Origin of the sequence: Citrobacter sp. RHBSTW-00029, from assembly GCF_014104295.1 — a bacterium.
In the GTDB taxonomy this organism is placed as follows: Bacteria; Pseudomonadota; Gammaproteobacteria; order Enterobacterales; family Enterobacteriaceae; genus Citrobacter; species Citrobacter youngae.
This window is the reverse complement of the sequence record NZ_JABXRT010000001.1, coordinates 4,346,918-4,366,146: the sequence shown is the minus strand read 5'-3', so window position 1 is coordinate 4,366,146 and position 19,229 is coordinate 4,346,918. Positions and strand designations below refer to the sequence as shown.

16 protein-coding genes and 1 pseudogene are annotated in these 19,229 nt (G+C 53.4%); 13 read left to right on the top strand and 4 right to left on the bottom strand.

Annotation, left to right across the window (positions count from 1 at the left end; translation table 11 throughout):
- Positions 1-180: 180 nt before the first annotated feature.
- Together malS and avtA are read left to right on the top strand one after the other, a co-directional pair.
- On the top strand, positions 181-2,211 hold the full coding sequence (gene malS, locus HV041_RS21095) for an alpha-amylase (protein WP_048213673.1): 2,031 nt from the start codon (positions 181-183) through the stop codon (positions 2,209-2,211).
- Between the two features lie 176 nt (positions 2,212-2,387).
- Complete coding sequence (gene avtA / locus HV041_RS21090; protein ID WP_121585194.1) at positions 2,388-3,638, top strand: valine--pyruvate transaminase; 1,251 nt, start codon at positions 2,388-2,390, stop codon at positions 3,636-3,638.
- 35 nt (positions 3,639-3,673) lie between these two features.
- Here avtA and HV041_RS21085 read toward each other — a convergent pair whose 3' ends face one another.
- Together HV041_RS21085 and yiaJ are read right to left on the bottom strand one after the other, a co-directional pair.
- On the bottom strand, positions 3,674-4,147 hold the full coding sequence (locus HV041_RS21085; RefSeq protein ID WP_121585195.1) for a 4Fe-4S dicluster domain-containing protein: 474 nt from the start codon (positions 4,145-4,147) through the stop codon (positions 3,674-3,676).
- Positions 4,148-4,264: 117 nt separating this feature from the next.
- On the bottom strand, positions 4,265-5,080 hold the full coding sequence (gene yiaJ, locus HV041_RS21080) for an IclR family transcriptional regulator YiaJ (RefSeq protein WP_048213806.1): 816 nt from the start codon (positions 5,078-5,080) through the stop codon (positions 4,265-4,267).
- A gap of 217 nt (positions 5,081-5,297) precedes the next feature.
- On the opposite strand from yiaJ, the gene yiaK reads away from it, so the two are divergent.
- The 8 genes from yiaK (at position 5,298) to araD (ending at position 12,874) form a co-directional block, all read left to right on the top strand.
- Entirely contained in the window at positions 5,298-6,296 is a 999-nt protein-coding gene (gene yiaK, locus HV041_RS21075; protein WP_121585196.1) for a 3-dehydro-L-gulonate 2-dehydrogenase, read from the top strand.
- 11 nt (positions 6,297-6,307) lie between these two features.
- On the top strand, positions 6,308-6,772 hold the full coding sequence (locus HV041_RS21070; protein ID WP_121585197.1) for a YhcH/YjgK/YiaL family protein: 465 nt from the start codon (positions 6,308-6,310) through the stop codon (positions 6,770-6,772).
- A 14-nt stretch (positions 6,773-6,786) separates the two neighbouring features.
- Entirely contained in the window at positions 6,787-7,719 is a 933-nt protein-coding gene (locus HV041_RS21065; RefSeq protein ID WP_121585198.1) for a DUF4862 family protein, read from the top strand.
- A gap of 31 nt (positions 7,720-7,750) precedes the next feature.
- Positions 7,751-9,070: an MFS transporter gene (locus tag HV041_RS21060; RefSeq protein ID WP_003837687.1), complete on the top strand. Its 1,320-nt coding sequence runs from the start codon at positions 7,751-7,753 to the stop codon at positions 9,068-9,070.
- 97 nt (positions 9,071-9,167) lie between these two features.
- Positions 9,168-10,670 carry an FGGY-family carbohydrate kinase gene (locus tag HV041_RS21055; RefSeq protein WP_121585199.1) on the top strand — a complete coding sequence of 501 codons (1,503 nt, stop codon included), beginning with the start codon at positions 9,168-9,170 and terminating at the stop codon, positions 10,668-10,670.
- A complete protein-coding gene (ulaD, locus tag HV041_RS21050; protein WP_121585513.1) occupies positions 10,670-11,332 on the top strand; it encodes a 3-keto-L-gulonate-6-phosphate decarboxylase UlaD in 663 nt (220 codons plus the stop codon). Before HV041_RS21055 ends, ulaD begins: the two co-directional genes overlap by 1 nt.
- Positions 11,325-12,185, top strand: coding sequence for an L-ribulose-5-phosphate 3-epimerase (locus HV041_RS21045; RefSeq protein WP_121585200.1), 861 nt, complete (start codon positions 11,325-11,327; stop codon positions 12,183-12,185). Before ulaD ends, HV041_RS21045 begins: the two co-directional genes overlap by 8 nt.
- On the top strand, positions 12,179-12,874 hold the full coding sequence (gene araD, locus HV041_RS21040) for an L-ribulose-5-phosphate 4-epimerase (protein ID WP_003024215.1): 696 nt from the start codon (positions 12,179-12,181) through the stop codon (positions 12,872-12,874). Before HV041_RS21045 ends, araD begins: the two co-directional genes overlap by 7 nt.
- A 4-nt stretch (positions 12,875-12,878) precedes the next feature.
- Here the strand turns inward: araD and HV041_RS21035 are convergent.
- A pseudogene (locus HV041_RS21035) lies at positions 12,879-13,693 on the bottom strand (helix-turn-helix domain-containing protein).
- 251 nt (positions 13,694-13,944) lie between these two features.
- Here HV041_RS21035 and HV041_RS21030 point away from each other — a divergent pair.
- Complete coding sequence (locus HV041_RS21030) at positions 13,945-15,345, top strand: MFS transporter (RefSeq protein ID WP_121585201.1); 1,401 nt, start codon at positions 13,945-13,947, stop codon at positions 15,343-15,345.
- A 10-nt stretch (positions 15,346-15,355) separates the two neighbouring features.
- Entirely contained in the window at positions 15,356-17,311 is a 1,956-nt protein-coding gene (locus HV041_RS21025; protein ID WP_121585202.1) for a glycoside hydrolase family 127 protein, read from the top strand.
- Positions 17,312-17,398: 87 nt separating this feature from the next.
- Here HV041_RS21025 and HV041_RS21020 read toward each other — a convergent pair whose 3' ends face one another.
- A complete protein-coding gene (locus tag HV041_RS21020) occupies positions 17,399-18,139 on the bottom strand; it encodes a MipA/OmpV family protein (RefSeq protein ID WP_003024206.1) in 741 nt (246 codons plus the stop codon).
- Between the two features lie 121 nt (positions 18,140-18,260).
- Here HV041_RS21020 and HV041_RS21015 point away from each other — a divergent pair, with 121 nt between their 5' ends.
- Positions 18,261-19,223 carry a LysR family transcriptional regulator gene (locus tag HV041_RS21015; RefSeq protein WP_003024204.1) on the top strand — a complete coding sequence of 321 codons (963 nt, stop codon included), beginning with the start codon at positions 18,261-18,263 and terminating at the stop codon, positions 19,221-19,223.
- Positions 19,224-19,229 lie beyond the last annotated feature (6 nt).

Sequence of the window (19,229 nt, the reverse complement as noted above, 5' to 3'; positions counted from 1 at the left end):
CAAACCGTTCCGGGTGCGGTTAATTCGAAGAAAATGTGGAGGTTATCGCAAAATTAGGTCGTTTTTTGCGCGTGATCGCTCACCCTCATCTCTCATCCGGGCGGAATCGACGCTAAGGATGAGTTTCCGCTCTGATTTCACTGGCAAACTGGCGTAAATCGCAGCATCAAGGACAGCATTATGAAACTTGCCGCCGTTGCGCTGGCGCTGATACCCGGCATTGCCATCGCCTCATCATGGACTTCTCCAGAACTTCCCACCTTCGAAGCGGAAGGTACGGGTAAATTCGTCAGCCATGCAGCGTTGACGAAGGGTACTCGCCCTTTAATCCTGAATTTTGACCAACAGTGCTGGCAGCCTGCTGATGCGATAAAACTCAACCAGATGCTGTCGCTAAAACCGTGTGAAGGCGTGCCGCCGCAGTGGCGTTTATTCAAAGACGGCGATTACACGCTGGAAGTCGATACCCGCTCCGGAACGCCAACGTTGATGCTCTCGGTAAAAAGCGACGCAGACCCTGTCACGACCCAGATTCGCCAGTGCCCGAAATGGGATGGTTCGCCGTTAACACTGGATGTGAGCCAGACTTTCCCGGAAGGTGCCGTGGTGCGCGATTACTACAGCAAACAAACGGCAACGGTAAAGAATGGGTCGATTACCCTACAGCCTGCCGCGGCCAGTAACGGGCTGTTGCTGCTGGAACGGGCAGAAACCGATGCCCCGGCTGCTTTCGACTGGCATAACGCTACGGTGTATTTCGTCCTGACGGACCGCTTTGTGAATGGTGATCCGAGCAACGACCACAGCTACGGACGTCGCAACGATGGCATGCAGGAAATTGGCACTTTCCACGGAGGCGATTTGCGCGGGCTCACCAGTAAACTCGACTACCTGCAACAGTTGGGCGTCAACGCCTTGTGGATCAGCGCACCGTTTGAGCAAATCCACGGCTGGGTTGGGGGTGGCGCCAAAGGCGATTTTCCCCACTACGCTTACCACGGCTACTACACCCAGGACTGGACAACGATTGATGCCAACATGGGTAACGAAGTGGATCTGCGTGCGCTGGTAGATGGCGCACACCAGCGCGGTATCCGTGTCCTGTTTGATGTGGTGATGAACCATACCGGCTACGCCACGTTGGCGGATATGCAGGAGTATCAGTTTGGGGCGCTGTACTTATCGGGCGATGAGCTGAAAAAAACGCTCGGTGAACGCTGGACGGACTGGAAACCCGCTGCCGGGCAGAGCTGGCACAGTTTTAATGATTACATCAATTTCAGTGATAAAGCCGGCTGGGAAAAATGGTGGGGGAAAAACTGGATCCGCACCGATATTGGCGATTACGACAATCCTGGCTTTGATGACCTGACCATGTCGCTGGCGTTCCTGCCCGATCTGAAAACCGAATCCACCACACCTTCCGGACTGCCAAACTTTTATCAGCACAAGCCGGATACGCACGCCAAAGCCATTGCTGGTTACACGCCCCGGGATTATCTGACGCACTGGCTCAGTCAGTGGGTACGTGATTACGGGATTGACGGTTTTCGGGTCGATACCGCCAAACACGTCGAGCTTCCCGCCTGGCAGCAGCTAAAAACACAGGCCAGCGCGGCGTTAGTCGAATGGAAGAAAGCCAACCCGGATAAAGCGCTGGATGATAAACCCTTCTGGATGACCGGCGAAGCCTGGGGTCACGGCGTCATGCAAAGCGATTATTACCATCACGGCTTCGACGCGATGATCAATTTCGACTATCAGGAGCAGGCGGCAAAGGCCGTCGATTGTCTGGCAAATATGGATCTCACCTGGCAGCAGATGGCGGATAAACTGCAGGACTTCAACGTCCTGAGCTATCTCTCCTCGCACGATACGCGTTTGTTCCGCGAAGGTGGAGATAAAGCCGCCGAGCTATTGCTGCTGGCGCCGGGCGCGGTACAACTCTTTTATGGCGACGAGTCGGCACGACCTTTCGGCCCAACCGGCTCAGACCCGTTACAGGGTACACGCTCGCAGATGAACTGGCAGGACGTTAGCGGGAAATCTGCCGCCAGCGTCGCGCACTGGCAGCGCATCAGCCAGTTCAGGGCCAGACATCCCGCCATTGGTGCCGGTAAACAAACCACGCTAACTCTGAAACAGGGATATGGATTTATCCGCGAACATGGCGACGATAAAGCCATGGTGGTGTGGGCCGGTCAACCCTGATCCCAACAGGCTTCTCATGCTCAACGGCACGGGAAGCCAGATTCAATATAAAAAACTATCCAGAAAAAAATCTGCAGCACAAAACATCAATTCTGCTCCGTGGGCCTGATTTGCACCCCGCCATAGGTAGCGCTATGGTTAGCCACTTTAATACTGAGTTCGACAGATCACCTGCTATGACATTCTCACTTTTTGGCGACAAATTTACCCGCCATTCAGGCATAACCCGCCTGATGGAGGACCTCAACGACGGTTTACGCACCCCAGGCGCCATCATGCTCGGCGGTGGTAATCCGGCGCAAATTCCAGAGATGCAAAATTACTTCCAGTCTCTGCTGACAGATATGCTGGCAAACGGCAAAGCCACTGATGCGCTTTGCAATTATGACGGTCCGCAAGGGAAAACCGAGCTCCTGTCTGAGTTGGCGAAACTGCTACGTGAGAAGCAGGGTTGGGATATCGAGCCACAAAATATTGCACTGACAAATGGCAGTCAGAGCGCGTTTTTCTACTTATTCAATCTGTTCGCCGGACGCCGCGCTGACGGAACAACGCAAAAAGTGTTATTCCCATTAGCGCCGGAATACATTGGCTATGCTGATTCCGGGCTGGAAGAAGATCTCTTTGTCTCCGCACGTCCGAACATCGAACTGTTACCGGAAGGTCAGTTTAAGTATCACGTTGATTTTGAACACCTGCACATCGGTGAAGAGACGGGGATGATCTGCGTGTCACGTCCGACCAACCCAACAGGCAACGTGATCACCGATGATGAGCTGATGAAGCTGGACCGGCTGGCCAACCAGCATGGGATCCCGTTGGTGATTGATAATGCCTATGGCGTACCGTTCCCCGGCATCATCTTTAGCGAAGCACGCCCGTTGTGGAACCCTAACATTGTACTGTGCATGAGCCTTTCCAAGCTGGGACTGCCGGGCTCCCGCTGCGGCATCATTATCGCGAATGAAAAAATCATCACCGCCATCACCAATATGAACGGCATTATCAGCCTTGCACCTGGCGGAATGGGTCCGGCAATCATGTGCGAAATGATTAAGCGCAACGACCTGCTGCGTCTGTCTGAGACGGTTATCAAACCGTTTTATTATCAGCGTGTTCAGCAGACTATTGCGATCATTCGCCGCTATTTATCTGAAGATCGCTGCCTGATCCATAAACCAGAGGGCGCGATTTTCCTATGGCTGTGGTTCAAAGATTTGCCCATCACGACTGAACTACTGTATCAGCGCCTGAAAGCACGCGGCGTGCTGATGGTTCCCGGTGATTACTTCTTCCCAGGGCTGGATAAACCCTGGCCGCATACGCATCAGTGCATGCGGATGAATTACGTACCGGAACCGGAAAAAATCGAGGCTGGCGTGAAGATTCTGGCTGAAGAGATCGAACGCGCCTGGCTGGAAGGCTGATGATAAACCCGACCCAGACACGGGTCGGGCTATTTTCACAGCGGCTGGGAGCGTAGACGTTGTTTCTGGACGCTGACCGCATCTATACACTGCAACGCGCTGGTCGGGCAGGCTTCGACACACGCGGGTCCCGCCTCACGGTGCCAGCACAGATCGCATTTTATCGCCTGCACCCGAGACGAGCGGGAGACGACATTCATCGCCCCAAACGGGCAGGCCAGCATACAGCTTTTACAGCCAATGCAACGCGCCTGTTCAACGAAGATATGCCCATGTTCACGACGAATGGCGTGCGTTGGGCAAACATTCGCGCAGGGAGCATCTTCGCATTGATGACAAGCGACCGCCGTCGTAAAGGCGTCGTCTTTGATCACGCGGATCCGCGGGGTAAACGCAGCAGAAGAAACAGACGCGCAGTCCTGGTTTTGCTGATGCGCGACGACACAGGCCACTTCGCAGGTACGACACCCAATACATTTTTCCGCATCCGCCATAATAAACGCGTTCATTGCCCCCCCCCTCTGCGTGAAAACCACAGAGTGCCAGAGAGATTCCCCCCGTCGCTTTGATCGGACAGGGGAAACGGTTAAATAGTGTCAGGTGCCTGAACGACGTCAGGCATGCGCCTAATCGCGAACGGTAAAGCCCAGCTCATTGGAAATGGCCTGCGCGGTTTCGCGCAGCGGCTTGAGTAAATTCTTTTCTCCGACCTGCTTGAGGCGCGAGGTAGAAAGTGAAATCGATACCGAGTACGGCACCCGCCCATGAATATCAAACACCGGCACGGCGATGCAGGAAACACCCAGCTCGTTCTCTTCCCGATCCATCGCCATACTGCTTTCGCGGATCTGCGCCAACTCATCGTACATGGCCGGTAAACCGGTAATGGTATTGCGGGTCAGCGGCTGAATCAGATCCTGATGGCTCTGCCAGTAAGATTCCACATAGTCCGGATGACCAAACGCCATATAAATTTTGCCCATCGCCGAGCAATACAGCGGCATATGCTGACCGATATAAGCGCGGGTACGCAGCATGCCCGTCGTCGGCTCCAGCTTATAAATCAAAATCGCATGGTCGTCTTCACGACTGGAGAAGTTGATGGTTTCACCGGTGGCGATATTCAGCGCTTCAAGGTGCGGCGCAGCAACATGGATGATGTTCAGTGACGACAACGCCTTCTGACCAACGGCAATAAATTTGGTGGTCAGGCGATAACTCCCTGCCGCGGGCGCGGGGGTGACATATCCGCAGGATTGCAGCCCTTGCAGCAGTCGATGCACGGTACTTTTGTTCAGCCCTGCCAGTTCAGACAAATGCGCCAACGGGCAACCATTCGGATAGTTGCTCAAAATCTCAATCAACATCAAACCACGGAACAGGCTCTGACTTCCGGCTGGCCGCTCTTTGTCTTGCGTCATCTCACTCTCTTTTGTGCCCATCGTTTCCGCTCCCCTTTTCGTCGCGCTCTGATGGTAGCGCAAAGTGTGTTTCAGTTCACGATCTGAACCGAAAAAACACAACCATTTGATTTTCATGATTTTAAAAAACAGGGTGCCCCGTTGATCTGTCAAAATTTGATCGCTATATTTGAAATCAGATTTCGCATAGTGAAATTTAGAGATAAAAAAGCGATCAAATTTAAACAAGGAAACAGGAATGAAAGTCACTTTTGAGCAGTTGAAAGATGCGTTCAATCGGGTACTGCTGGCACGCGATATCGCCGTTGAAACCGCCGATGCCTGTGCCGAAATGTTTGCGCGCACCACCGAGTCCGGCGTGTATTCGCACGGCGTCAACCGTTTTCCCCGTTTCATTCAGCAACTGGATAACGGTGACATCATTCCTGAGGCCAAACCGCAGCGCATTACCAGCCTGGGGGCAATTGAGCAGTGGGATGCCCAGCGTTCGATCGGCAATTTGACGGCGAAAAAGATGATGGACCGAGCCATCGAACTGGCCTCCGATCACGGTATTGGCCTGGTCGCGCTGCGTAACGCCAACCACTGGATGCGCGGCGGCAGCTATGGCTGGCAGGCGGCGGAGAAAGGGTACATCGGTATCTGCTGGACTAACTCGATTGCCGTCATGCCGCCGTGGGGTTCGAAAGAGTGCCGCATCGGCACTAACCCGCTGATTGTTGCCATCCCCTCCACGCCAATCACCATGGTCGATATGTCGATGTCGATGTTCTCCTACGGCATGCTGGAAGTTAACCGTCTGGCGGGCCGTGAACTGCCGGTGGACGGCGGGTTCGACGATGAAGGTAACCTCACCAGAGAACCTGGCGTTATCGAAAAAAATCGCCGTATTTTGCCAATGGGTTACTGGAAAGGTTCTGGCCTGTCGATTGTGCTGGATATGATCGCCACCCTGCTTTCTGACGGTTCTTCCGTGGCCGAGGTCACCCAGGACAACAGCGATGAATATGGCGTTTCGCAGATTTTCATCGCCATTGAAGTAGACAAGCTGATCGATGGCGCCACCCGTGATGCCAAGCTACAGCGGATTATGGATTTCATCACCACCGCCGAACGCGCTGATGAAAACACGCCTGTCCGCCTGCCGGGCCACGAGTTTACAAAGCTACTGGCAGAAAATCGCCAAAACGGCATCACCATTGATGACAGCGTCTGGGCCAAAATTCAGGCGTTGTAAGGAGTCAGAGTATGATCTTTGGACATATCGCTCAGCCTAATCCGTGTCGTTTGCCCGCAGCGATTGAAAGGGCGCTCGACTTTCTGCGCACCACGGATTTCCGCAAACTGGAGCCGGGCGTGGTGGAGATCGACGGTAAAAACATCTTCGCGCAGATTATCGATTTAACCACCCGTGACTCAGCCGAAAATCGCCCGGAAGTGCATCGCCGTTATCTGGATATTCAGTTTCTGGCCTGGGGTGAAGAGAAAATCGGGATCGCTATTGATACCGGAAATAATGAAATCAGCGAAGCGTTATTAGAACAGCGCGATATTATTTTTTATCACACCAGTGAACATGAATCTTTTATTGAAATGACTCCGGGAAGTTACGCCATATTTTTCCCGCAGGATGTTCATCGTCCGGGATGTCATAAAACTGTCGCCACACCGATCCGCAAAATAGTCGTGAAGGTTGCTATTTCAGTTTTATAAAAGGAGCACAAAAAATGAAAGCTAATACAACCGGTTATATTATCGGTGCGTACCCCTGTGCACCCTCATTTCACCAAAAGAGTGAAGAGGAAGAGAAGGAATTCTGGCGACAGCTCGCCGATACCCCGAATATTCGTGGACTGGAACAGCCCTGCCTTGAAAATCTGCATCCGTTGGGCGACGAATGGTTATTGCGCCATACGCCGGGCGACTGGCAAATCGTGGTCACGGCCATTATGGAAACCATGCGCCGCCGCGGTACTGAGGGTGGTTTCGGGCTGGCCTCCAGCGACGAAGATCAGCGTAAAGCCTGTGTGGCGTATTACCGCCATCTGCACCAGAAAATCAACCATATCAATGCAACTAATGGCGGAAAAGTGATCGCGCTGGAGTTGCACGCTGCCCCGCTGGCAGGCAACCCGAACGTCGCCCAGGCCACCGACGCGTTCGCTCGTTCACTGAAAGAAATTACCCACTGGGACTGGTCCTGCGATCTGGTGCTGGAGCATTGCGATGCCATGACGGGCCCTGCGCCACGCAAAGGCTTTTTGCCGTTAGAAAACGTGCTGGACGCAATAACCGGATATGACATCAGCGTGTGCATTAACTGGGCGCGATCGGCCATTGAAGGGCAGAACCCCGCCCTGGCGCTGACCCACACGCAGCAGGTCCAACAGGCCGGTAAATTGGGCGCGCTGATGTTCTCCGGCACCACGCTTGCGGGGGAATACGGCGAGTGGCAGGACTTACACGCGCCGTTTGCTCCGTTCTGCCCACAAAGCCTGATGACCACCGACCATGCCCGCGAATTATTCGCCTGCGCAGAAGCCGAACCATTGCAATTTGCCGGTATTAAATTGCTGGAAATAAACGCCAATGCAGATGTGAACCATCGCGTAGCAATATTGCGCGACGGTATCGCCGCATTAAATAAAGCAAAACTATAAAAATAAAATACTACTCTACGAGAATATTAATATGAACATGACCTCTCGCCCTACACTCAAAGATATACCCCGTCAGCGCTGGCTGCGGATTATTCCACCTATTCTCATCGCCTGTATTATTTCTTATATGGACCGCGTCAATATCGCTTTCGCGATGCCGGGCGGAATGGATGAGGAATTAGGTATTTCCGCCACCATGGCAGGACTGGCTGGCGGTATTTTCTTTATCGGTTATCTGTTTTTACAGGTTCCCGGCGGAAAAATTGCCGTTCACGGCAGCGGCAAGAAATTTATCGGCTGGTCGCTGGTTGCCTGGGCGGTTATTTCCGTCCTCACGGGGTTAATCACTAATCAGTACCAACTGTTGGTTCTGCGCTTTTTACTCGGCGTTGCCGAAGGCGGCATGCTGCCGGTGGTGCTGACGATGATCAGTAACTGGTTCCCCGACGCCGAGCGTGGTCGCGCCAATGCGATTGTGATTATGTTTGTGCCGATTGCCGGGATCATTACCGCTCCGCTCTCGGGCTGGATTATCACCGTTCTCGACTGGCGCTGGCTGTTCATCATTGAAGGTTTGCTTTCCGTCGTTGTACTGGTGCTGTGGGCCTATACCGTTTACGACCGTCCACAGGAGGCGCGCTGGATCTCTGAGGCCGAGAAAAATTACCTGGTCGAAACGCTGGCCGCCGAGCAAAAAGCCATTGCCGGAACGGAAGTCAAAAATGCCTCTCTGGGCGCGGTGCTTTCCGATAAAACCATGTGGCAGCTCATCGCGCTGAACTTCTTCTATCAGACCGGGATTTACGGTTACACCCTGTGGCTGCCGACCATCCTCAAAGAGTTGACGCACAGCAGCATGGGACAGGTCGGTATGCTCGCCATTCTGCCGTACGTCGGGGCCATTGCCGGGATGTTCCTGTTCTCTTCTCTCTCTGACCGCACCGGCAAACGCAAGCTGTTCGTCTGCCTGCCGTTGATTGGCTTTGCCCTGTGCATGTTCCTTTCCGTGGCGCTGAAAAATAACGTCTGGCTGGCTTATGCCGCGCTGGTCGGCTGCGGCTTCTTCCTGCAATCGGCAGCGGGCGTGTTCTGGACCATTCCGGCGCGTTTGTTCAGTGCGGAAATGGCCGGTGGCGCGCGTGGAGTCATCAACGCGCTGGGCAACCTCGGCGGCTTCTGCGGTCCTTATGCGGTCGGCGTACTCATCACCCTGTACAGCAAAGATGCGGGGGTTTACTGCCTGGCTATCTCACTGGCTCTGGCCGCGCTGATGGCGCTGTTGCTGCCAGCCAAATGCGACGCCGGTGCCGCTCCGCTAAAGACACTGAATCCACATAAACGTACAGCGTAAAACAATGCCCGGTGGCGCTTCGCTTACCGGGCCTACAGGTAGCAACCGTCGTAGGCCGGATAAGCGCAGCGCCATCCGGCAAAAATGAGATAACAAGATGAGTGAGAAAGAGACCTTCTGGCTGGGTATTGATTGTGGCGGTACGTATCTGAAAGTCGGGTTGTATGACGCCAAAGGTCATGAGCATGGCATTAACCGGCAATCGTTGCAGACCGCATCGCCATTGCCCGGTTACGCCGAACGCGATATGCACCAGTTGTGGCAACAGTGTGTCGCCACGATCGCCGGGCTGTTAGCGCGCACCAGCGTCTGCGGCGATCAAATCAAAGGCGTCGGTATTTCCGCTCAGGGCAAAGGCCTGTTCCTTCTCGATAAGCAGGATAAACCGCTGGGCAATGCCATCCTCTCTTCCGACCGTCGGGCGATGGACATCGTTCAGCGCTGGCAGCAGGATGGGATCCCTGAGCAGCTCTACCCGGTCACCCGCCAAACATTGTGGACCGGGCATCCAGCATCGTTGCTGCGCTGGGTGAAAGAGAATCAACCCCAACGTTACGCGCAAATTGGCTGCGTCATGATGGGCCACGACTATCTGCGCTGGTGCTTAACCGGCGTCAAAGGCTGCGAAGAAAGCAATATCTCCGAGTCGAACCTCTACAACATGACTACGGGTCAGTACGACTCGCGCCTGACCCAGTGGCTGGGCATCAGTGAGATCGACAATGCGCTACCGCCGATTGTCGGTTCAGCAGAAATATGCGGGGAAATCACCGCTCAGACAGCCGCCATAACCGGTCTGGCGGCGGGTACGCCCGTCGTCGGCGGACTGTTTGATGTGGTTTCCACCGCACTGTGCGCCGGTATCGAGGATGAATACACTCTCAACGCGGTAATGGGCACCTGGGCCGTCACCAGCGGGATCGCTCACGGCCTGCGCGACCATGAGGCCCATCCCTATGTCTATGGGCGCTATGTCAACGACGGGCAGTACATCGTTCACGAAGCCAGCCCGACCTCTTCCGGCAATCTGGAATGGTTTACCGCCCAGTGGGGCGAACTCTCTTTTGCTGAGATCAATCAGGCCGTCGCCAGCTTACCGAAAGCCGGTAGCGAGCTTTTCTTCTTGCCCTTTTTGTACGGCAGCAACGCCGGGCTGGAGATGACCAGCGGCTTTTATGGCATGCAGGCAATACACACTCGCGCCCACTTATTACAGGCCATCTACGAAGGCGTGGTTTTTAGCCACATGACCCACCTCAACCGCATGCGCGAACGTTTTACGCAGGCGCATACCCTGCGCGTCACCGGCGGTCCGGCGCACTCCGACATCTGGATGCAGATGCTGGCAGACGTCAGCGGTTTACGTATCGAATTGCCGCAGATTGAAGAGACCGGTTGCTTTGGCGCTGCGCTCGCCGCCCGCGTCGGCACCGGCGTTTATTCCAACTTCAGCGACGCCCAGCGCAGCCTACAGCACCCGGTGCGCACGTTATTGCCGGACGCCGCCGCGCAGGTGAGCTACCAGCGTAAATACCGCCAATACCTGGATTTAATTACCGCACTACAGGGCTACCACGCCCGCATTAAGGAGCACGAATGATGAGTCGACCATTACTGCAACTGGCGCTCGACCACACCAGCCTTGAAGCCGCACAACGCGACGTCGCGCTGCTACAAGAGAGCGTCGATATCATTGAGGCGGGGACGATTCTCTGCTTAACCGAAGGGCTGAGCGCCGTGAAAGCCCTGCGCGCTCAGTGCCCGAATAAAATCATCGTCGCCGACTGGAAAGTGGCCGATGCGGGCGAAACCCTCGCGCAGCAAGCCTTTGGAGCAGGTGCCAACTGGATGACCATCATCTGTGCTGCGCCGCTGGCGACGGTAGAGAAAGGTCATGGCGTCGCGCAGTCCTGCGGCGGCGAAATTCAGATGGAGCTGTTCGGTAACTGGACGCTGGATGATGCCCGCGACTGGTATCGCGTTGGCGTTCGCCAGGCGATTTACCATCGCGGACGCGATGCACAGGCCAGCGGACAACTGTGGGGAGAAGCAGACCTGGCGCGCATGAAGGCGCTTTCCGACATCGGCCTGGAACTGTCGATTACCGGTGGGATCACCCCCGCCGATCTGCCGTTGTTCCGCGATATTAACGTCAAAGCTTTTATTGCCGGGCGCGCGCTGGCGGGAGCGCAAAACCCAGCGCAGGTTGCCGCTGAATTCCATGCGCAAATCGACGCCATCTGGGGAACACAGCATGCGTAATCATCCATTAGGTATCTATGAAAAAGCGCTGGCGAAAGACCTCTCTTGGCCGGAACGGCTGGTGCTGGCAAAAAGCTGCGGTTTTGATTTCGTCGAGATGTCGGTGGATGAAACCGATGAGCGCCTGTCGCGTCTCGAGTGGAGTCCTGCTCAGCGTGCATCGCTGGTGAGTGCGATGCTGGAAACCGGCGTGGCGATCCCGTCAATGTGCCTGTCCGCCCACCGTCGGTTTCCCTTTGGCAGCCGCGATGAAGCCGTGCGTGAGCGGGCGCGAGAAATAATGACCAAAGCCATTCGTCTGGCGCGCGATCTGGGTATCCGCACTATTCAACTGGCAGGCTACGACGTCTATTACGAAGAACATGACGCAGGCACGCAGCAGCGCTTTGCCGAAGGACTGGCATGGGCAGTGGAGCAGGCTGCCGCTGCGCAGGTGATGCTGGCGGTAGAAATCATGGATACCGCGTTTATGAACTCGATCAGCAAGTGGAAAAAGTGGGACCAGATGTTGTCCTCGCCGTGGTTCACCGTCTATCCGGACGTGGGCAATCTAAGCGCCTGGGGGAATGATGTCACTGCCGAATTGACGCTGGGCATCGACCGTATCGCCGCTATCCACCTGAAAGACACGCTGCCGGTAACTGAAACGCATCCGGGCCAGTTTCGCGATGTGCCATTTGGCGAAGGATGCGTGGACTTTGTCGGCATCTTCAAAACGCTGCATCAGCTGAACTACCGCGGGTCATTTCTGATTGAAATGTGGACTGAAAAAGCGAAAGAGCCGGTACTGGAAATTATCCAGGCACGACGCTGGATAGAAGCACGCATGCAGGAAGGAGGATTTCCATGTTAGAACAACTGAAAGCCGAGGTGCTGGCGGCCAATCTGGCGCTCCCGGCTCATGGCTTAGTCACCTTTACCTGGGGCAACGTCAGCGCAGTGGATGAAACACGTAAACTGATGGTGATTAAGCCATCCGGCGTGGAATATGAGGTGATGACCGCCGACGACATGGTGGTAGTGGATATTGCCAGCGGTAACGTGGTGGAAGGCAACAAAAAACCGTCGTCCGACACGCCAACACATCTGGCGCTGTATCGTCGTTATCCCCAGATCGGCGGGATCGTCCATACCCATTCTCGCCACGCGACGATCTGGTCGCAGGCGGGTCTGGATCTCCCTGCATGGGGCACCACGCATGCCGATTATTTCTATGGTTCTATTCCGTGTACGCGCCTGATGACTGCTGAAGAGATCAACGGGGAATATGAATATCAAACCGGAGAGGTGATCATTCAGACCTTCGAGCAGCGCGATCTCAATCCGCTGCAGGTTCCGGCGGTATTGGTGCACTCCCACGGACCATTCGCCTGGGGTAAAGACGCGGCAGACGCGGTGCATAACGCCGTGGTGCTCGAAGAGTGCGCCTACATGGGGTTGTTCTCTCGCCAGTTAGCCCCGCAGTTGCCGGATATGCAGTCTGAGTTGCTGGATAAACATTATCTGCGTAAACACGGAGCGAATGCCTATTACGGGCAATAACGGGTCAGGCGCTATTGATATGTTCTTTGCAATAGCGCCGTTTCCACGCCGCGGGCGTCAGGCTGGTGTGCTTGTGGAATATTTTGCGAAAATAACCCACGTCATTAAAACCACATTTCATTGCCACCTCGGTTAGCGACAGCGAATCGCTGATTAACAGTTTTTCTGCCGCCCTTACCCGCTGACGGTGCAACGCTTCGGTTAGCGTCAGCCGGAAAGCGCCACGGAAAACGCGCCCCAGATAATCCGCATTGCAATGCAGCTCTTTCGCCAACGTTGAGGCGGAAATCGGCAGGTGGAACCGGGTGTGAATGATTTGCTGCGCTTTCCAGGCCAACGCATTCCCGGGGCTGTCGACAGGTTGCTCGCTGGCGGCTGCGGATATTTGCTGCAAAATCAGCAGCAGGATCAGTTCCAGCGCGATACTGCGATGTATATTTTCCTGCTCGCGTAAGAACTGGCGAAACAGCGAAATAATATATTGTGGCTCGCTCACCCGGGTATGTTGAGGGATAGCAAGTAACGGTTCCGTTATTGATGCGTCGTTTTCTGCCGTCACCTCAAAATGCAGCCAGTAAAATTTCAAATCAGCCGGAAATTGCCCACGCCAATATGCAAGCGCTGCGGCCACAGCAGCAAACTTTCCCCAGCATTCACGCAAAAAACCGTATGGTCTTCGCGAATCGTTAATGTCCCTTTTTCAACAAAGATAATCTCCCAGGAGTGCAATTGCCGCGCCGGATGGCTACCCACGCCTCGGGAAATAAATAACCCACCATTTTGCACTTTAATCGGAAGAGACATGGACAATTCGAGCATATATATTCAAATTCCCACTTTTCGTATTATTCAAAATACCTTTATCATTGATTATTAATCATAAAATTACTTTTCACCGGATCGAAATCACATTTTCATTATAAAGTCGGAATTGTCATCTTTTTATACTTTTCCCTTCCCTTGTTGCGCTAAACATTTCGTGCAGAATAAATAACGTACTTTGCAAATTACCACTAAAAAACCCGCAATGTAGCGGGACACTTTCTGAACATCCTCTCCGGGAGTTATTTATGACTTCGGCTCCGATTACGACAAGCGATTTAGCGCATCGTGCGCAAGACGATAAATTATCTCTGCGTGAAAAGATTGGTTATGGATTAGGCGATGCGGGTGGGACGGTCATTACCTGCCTGATCATGAACTTCCTGACATTTTTCTACACCGATGTCTTCGGGTTAACGCCTGCGCTGGTCGGCACATTATTTATTGCTTTGCGTGTATTTGACGCCATTTCCGACCCCATTATGGGCGTGCTGGCCGACCGCACACAAAGCCGTTGGGGGCGCTTTCGCCCGTGGCAACTGTGGGTCGCGGTTCCGATCGGTATTATTGGCGTGCTCACTTTTACCGTCCCGGACGCCAGCATGGGGGTCAAGATCGCCTGGGCATTCGGCACCTATCTCCTGCTCTCTGTCGGCTATACCGCCATCAACGTACCGTATTGTGCGCTGATCAATACGATGACGACCCGCCATAACGAGGTGATCGCCTGTCAGTCCTGGCGCTTTGTGCTGTGCGGCGTGGCGGGATTCCTGGTCTCTGTTGGCCTGCCGTGGATGGTGGATGCTCTCGGTCAGGGTAATGCCGCGCAGGGTTATCAGTTTGGCGTGGGCATCCTGTGTGCCATCGCGGTGGTGATGTTCCTGTGCTGCTTCTTCTGGGTACGCGAGCGTGTGCCACTGGCAATGATGGGAAAATTTACCCTGCGTGAGCACATTGGCGGGCTGCGCAAAAACGATCAGCTATTGTTGATGCTGGTAATGTCTTTCCTGTTGATCAACGTCTTCAATATTCGTGGCGGCGGGTACATGTATTTTATTACCTACGTGCTGGAAGGTAGCACCGCTTATACGTCGCTGTTTTTCACCATGGTGACCTTTGCGTCCATCATCGGTTCAGTGATCGTCAGCCCCCTGACCCGTCGCATCGATACCGTCAAACTCTATTACTACACCAACCTGGTACTGGCCGCGCTGGCGGTAATGATGTGGTTCCTGCCAACCGGCCCGGCTTATCAGACGCTGTGGCTGGCGGTGATCCTCGGTAATGGCATTATTTTAGGCTTCACGCTGCCGTTGCACTTCTCGCTGATGGCCTTCGCCGACGATTACGGCGAGTGGAAAACCGGCGTACGTTCCTCCGGCATGAATTTCGCCTTCAATCTGTTTTTCATCAAGCTGGCCTGGGCCTCAAGTGCGGGGATCATCAGCCTGCTGTTTATTTTTGTCGCCTATCAGCCAGGCGCTGGTAACCAAACCGCCAGTTCGCTGCAAGGAATTACCGCGATGGAGACGCTGCTTCCCGCACTGTTCCACCTGCTGTTGGCGCTGTCTATCCGCATTTGCAAACTCAATAATCCGATGATGTCGCGCATTGCCACCGATCTGCGTCAGCGTCATGTACAGCCTTAAGGAGCACGAAATGAACGTACTGGAAGTCGACCTGCATAAGCTCACCGTCAGCGATCCGTTCCTCGGACAATATCAGCAGTTGGTGCGTGACGTGGTGATCCCCTATCAATGGGATGCGCTCAATGACCGCATTGCAGAGGCGGAACCAAGTCATGCGATAGAGAATTTCCGTATCGCCGCAGGCCTGCAGGATGGCGAATTTTACGGCATGGTTTTTCAGGATAGCGACGTGGCGAAATGGCTGGAGGCCGTTGCCTGGTCGCTGTGTCAGAAACCCGATGCGGAACTTGAAAAAACGGCCGATGAAGTCATTGAACTGGTGGCGGCCGCCCAGTGTGAAGACGGCTATCTCAATACGTACTTCACGGTGAAAGCCCCGGATGAACGCTGGACCAACCTCGCCGAGTGTCATGAGTTGTACTGTGCAGGTCATTTGATCGAAGCAGGCGTCGCGTTCTTTCAGGCGACAGGGAAACGCCGTCTGTTAGAGGTAGTGTGTCGCCTGGCGGATCACATCGACAGCGTGTTTGGACTCAGGGAGAATCAACTGCGCGGCTACCCTGGACACCCGGAAATCGAGCTGGCGTTAATGCGCTTATACGAAGTGACCCAGCAACCACGCTATATGGCGCTGGTAAATTACTTTGTGGAACAGCGCGGCGCACAGCCCCATTTCTATGACGAAGAGTACGAAAAGCGCGGCCAAACCTCTTACTGGCACACCTACGGCCCGGCGTGGATGGTGAAAGATAAGCCCTATAGCCAGGCACACCAACCGATTTCAGAACAGCAAACGGCGATCGGGCATGCGGTGCGCTTTGTCTACCTGATGACCGGCGTCGCTCATCTGGCACGCTTAAGCCAGGACGAAGGCAAGCGTCAGGATTGCCTGCGTCTGTGGAAAAACATGGCCCAGCGCCAGTTGTACATTACCGGCGGGATCGGTTCACAAAGCAGCGGCGAGGCGTTTAGCAGCGATTACGATCTGCCCAACGACACCGTGTATGCGGAAAGCTGCGCCTCAATCGGCCTGATGATGTTCGCCCGCAGAATGCTGGAAATGGAAGCCGACAGCCAGTATGCCGACGTGATGGAGCGCGCCTTGTATAACACCGTACTTGGCGGCATGGCGTTGGACGGCAAGCACTTCTTCTACGTTAACCCGCTGGAAGTGCACCCTAAATCATTAAAATTTAATCATATTTATGACCACGTGAAGCCCGTTCGTCAGCGTTGGTTCGGCTGCGCCTGTTGTCCGCCGAATATCGCCCGTGTGTTAACCTCAATTGGTCATTACCTCTACACGCCACGTCAGGATGCGCTGTATATCAATATGTACGTGGGCAATAGCATGGAGGTCCCTGTTGCAAATGGCTCGCTTAAACTGCGTATTAGCGGAGATTACCCATGGCATGAGCAGGTAAAAATCACCATCGAATCACCGCAGTCGGTTTATCACACCCTGGCTCTGCGCCTGCCAGACTGGTGCTCCGCGCCGCAGGTTTTGTTGAATGGTCAGCCGGTTGAGCAGGATATTCGCAAAGGCTATTTGCACATCAGTCGAACCTGGCAGGAAGGCGATACGCTCAGTTTGACCCTGCCAATGCCGGTGCGTCGGGTATACGGAAATCCATTAGTGCGTCATGTTGCCGGTAAGGTCGCCATTCAGCGTGGGCCACTGGTATATTGCCTGGAGCAGGCCGACAACGGCGAGGAATTGCATAATCTGTGGTTGCCAAAAGAGAGTGAGTTCAGAGTATTCGAAGGTAAGGGATTGTTCAGCCATAAAATGTTAATTCAGGCTGAAGGTGTGAAGCAAAGTGCAGCCGATGCAGCACAACAATCGTTGTGGCACTACGATGTTTCCCCAACTTCGCGTCAGGCGCATGCATTGACGTTTATTCCGTGGTTTAGCTGGGCAAACCGTGGTGAAGGCGAAATGCGTATCTGGATAAACGAGCAGTAATAATAAGGCGGATGGCGGCGGTTAGCCCCCATCCATCAATGTCTTATGAAAAGATTGCCCTCCTCCCTGAGGACAAACGGGTGAGAATCAGAAACGCCAGGTCAGACCGGACATAAAGGTAAAGCTGTCATCGCGATCAACCATCGGGCTATTTTTTATGTCATCCGGCAGTGCGCTATAATTGGCGCTTGCCAGCAGCGTCAGGTTAGTGGTCAATGCGTATTTAGCGGACAGGCCAACATACGGTGTCCAGCTATCGCCAGGGGAATAGCTTGATAAGCCACTACGACGGGACTCATTACCCGATATGCCGTAGTAGTATTCATTGAAGTTTTCGTCATAGTAGAGCACGCCAATCGATGGCGTCAGCGTCAGCTTGCCCATCGGCATTGGACGGAACAGTGAAACTTCCCCTACCCAGCCATTACTGTTGTCCAGCACATCCGCAGCGGCGGAGACTTTCACGCTACCCCATCTTTCATGGTGATACCACGCGGCACCCGCCATTGCAGTTGCGTCACGCTTATCCAGCTTTTTCATCGCATGATCGTCATTATCGCCGGGATCAAACTCAAGCGGCATATAAGAGGCAGTAATACTAAATTCATTACTTTCACTCTTAGACAAAATATAACCTAGCGTTGTTTGCCTAAAATAAAATGATTCACTTTCGTAACTGACTAGCGGTACTGCGTGAACATTATCATTATACCCGCGATAAGGTGATTCATTATATACAGCACCAGCGCCAATAGAAAACTCTGCGGCAGTTGCACTCGCCATAAAAGAAAAGGCGAGCAGCGCCACAATATTGTGTTTAATTAACATGCCAACATTCCATTTTAAAATAAGCTACAAAACTGGTGCATAATAATGCTTACAATTTCATCGGTGCAAGGTTCATATTTATATAGTAATATATAAAAAATTATATATATTGGGCTTGGCGATGAATAAATTACAACTTAAACACCGGGAGTTGAAGATTATTTCGGTAATCGCTGCCAGTGAAAATATCAGTCATGCCGCGACTGTTCTCGGCATCGCACAGGCCAACGTCAGTAAATATCTTGCTGATTTTGAATCAAAAGTTGGATTAAAGGTGTTTGACCGCACCACCCGGCAACTGACCCTCACGCCGTTTGGTATAGCGTTACTCCCTTACATCAATGACATGTTAGACAGAAACGAGCAATTAAATAATTTCATTGCTGATTATAAGCACGAGAAACGTGGAAAAGTAACGGTATATGCACCAACCGGAATTATCGCTTACTTATCGCAACATGTTATTGCAAAAATTATGGATATTGGCGATATCAGTCTGGTGCTAAAAACCTATAACCTGGAACGTAAAGCCTTTTATGAAGGAGTCGAATTTCCTGATGACTGTGATGTTTTAATTACTTATGCACATCCAAAAGATGAATCTTTGGTCGCCAGTTTTATTACCAAATATGTGGTCACCGCTTTTGCCAGCAAGGAATACCTGGCTCAACATCCCATCAGTACTCCAGAAGAACTTGAGCATCACTCCTGTATTCTGATTGATTCCATGATGATTGATGATGCCAACATTTGGCGATTCTCCTCCCCCGGTGGTAAAGAGATGAATGATTACCGCGTAACGGGTAACTATGTTTGCGACAATACGCAATCTGCGCTGTCGTTGGCGCGAAACCATCTGGGCATTGTTTTTGCACCCAAGGCGAGCGTACAAAAAGAAAGTCAGCCTAACGGGCTGGTTCCGTGTTTCTCCGGACAGCATGAATGGTGGCTGGATCTGGTGGCGATTTTCCGCAAACGTGAATATCAGCCATGGCGGGTACAATTTATTCTTGATGAGATGTTGGCGGAGATTCGCCGGCAACTTGCTCAGTCGCTGGATCAGCAGACTGAGCAAGCAAAATAGCCTGAG

Bases quoted from the DNA above. Each gene is read 5' to 3' on its own strand.
- HV041_RS21025 (WP_121585202.1), top strand. From the start codon at position 15,356: ATGAACGTACTGGAAGTCGACCTGCATAAGCTCACCGTCAGCGATCCG.
- yiaJ (WP_048213806.1), bottom strand. From the start codon at position 5,080: ATGGGCACAAAAGAGAGTGAGATGACGCAAGACAAAGAGCGGCCAGCC.
- HV041_RS21060 (WP_003837687.1), top strand. From the start codon at position 7,751: ATGAACATGACCTCTCGCCCTACACTCAAAGATATACCCCGTCAGCGC.
- HV041_RS21070 (WP_121585197.1), top strand. From the start codon at position 6,308: ATGATCTTTGGACATATCGCTCAGCCTAATCCGTGTCGTTTGCCCGCA.
- ulaD (WP_121585513.1), top strand. From the start codon at position 10,670: ATGAGTCGACCATTACTGCAACTGGCGCTCGACCACACCAGCCTTGAA.
- malS (WP_048213673.1), top strand. From the start codon at position 181: ATGAAACTTGCCGCCGTTGCGCTGGCGCTGATACCCGGCATTGCCATC.
- avtA (WP_121585194.1), top strand. From the start codon at position 2,388: ATGACATTCTCACTTTTTGGCGACAAATTTACCCGCCATTCAGGCATA.
- araD (WP_003024215.1), top strand. From the start codon at position 12,179: ATGTTAGAACAACTGAAAGCCGAGGTGCTGGCGGCCAATCTGGCGCTC.
- HV041_RS21055 (WP_121585199.1), top strand. From the start codon at position 9,168: ATGAGTGAGAAAGAGACCTTCTGGCTGGGTATTGATTGTGGCGGTACG.
- HV041_RS21085 (WP_121585195.1), bottom strand. From the start codon at position 4,147: ATGAACGCGTTTATTATGGCGGATGCGGAAAAATGTATTGGGTGTCGT.
- HV041_RS21030 (WP_121585201.1), top strand. From the start codon at position 13,945: ATGACTTCGGCTCCGATTACGACAAGCGATTTAGCGCATCGTGCGCAA.
- HV041_RS21065 (WP_121585198.1), top strand. From the start codon at position 6,787: ATGAAAGCTAATACAACCGGTTATATTATCGGTGCGTACCCCTGTGCA.
- HV041_RS21045 (WP_121585200.1), top strand. From the start codon at position 11,325: ATGCGTAATCATCCATTAGGTATCTATGAAAAAGCGCTGGCGAAAGAC.
- HV041_RS21020 (WP_003024206.1), bottom strand. From the start codon at position 18,139: ATGTTAATTAAACACAATATTGTGGCGCTGCTCGCCTTTTCTTTTATG.
- yiaK (WP_121585196.1), top strand. From the start codon at position 5,298: ATGAAAGTCACTTTTGAGCAGTTGAAAGATGCGTTCAATCGGGTACTG.
- HV041_RS21015 (WP_003024204.1), top strand. From the start codon at position 18,261: ATGAATAAATTACAACTTAAACACCGGGAGTTGAAGATTATTTCGGTA.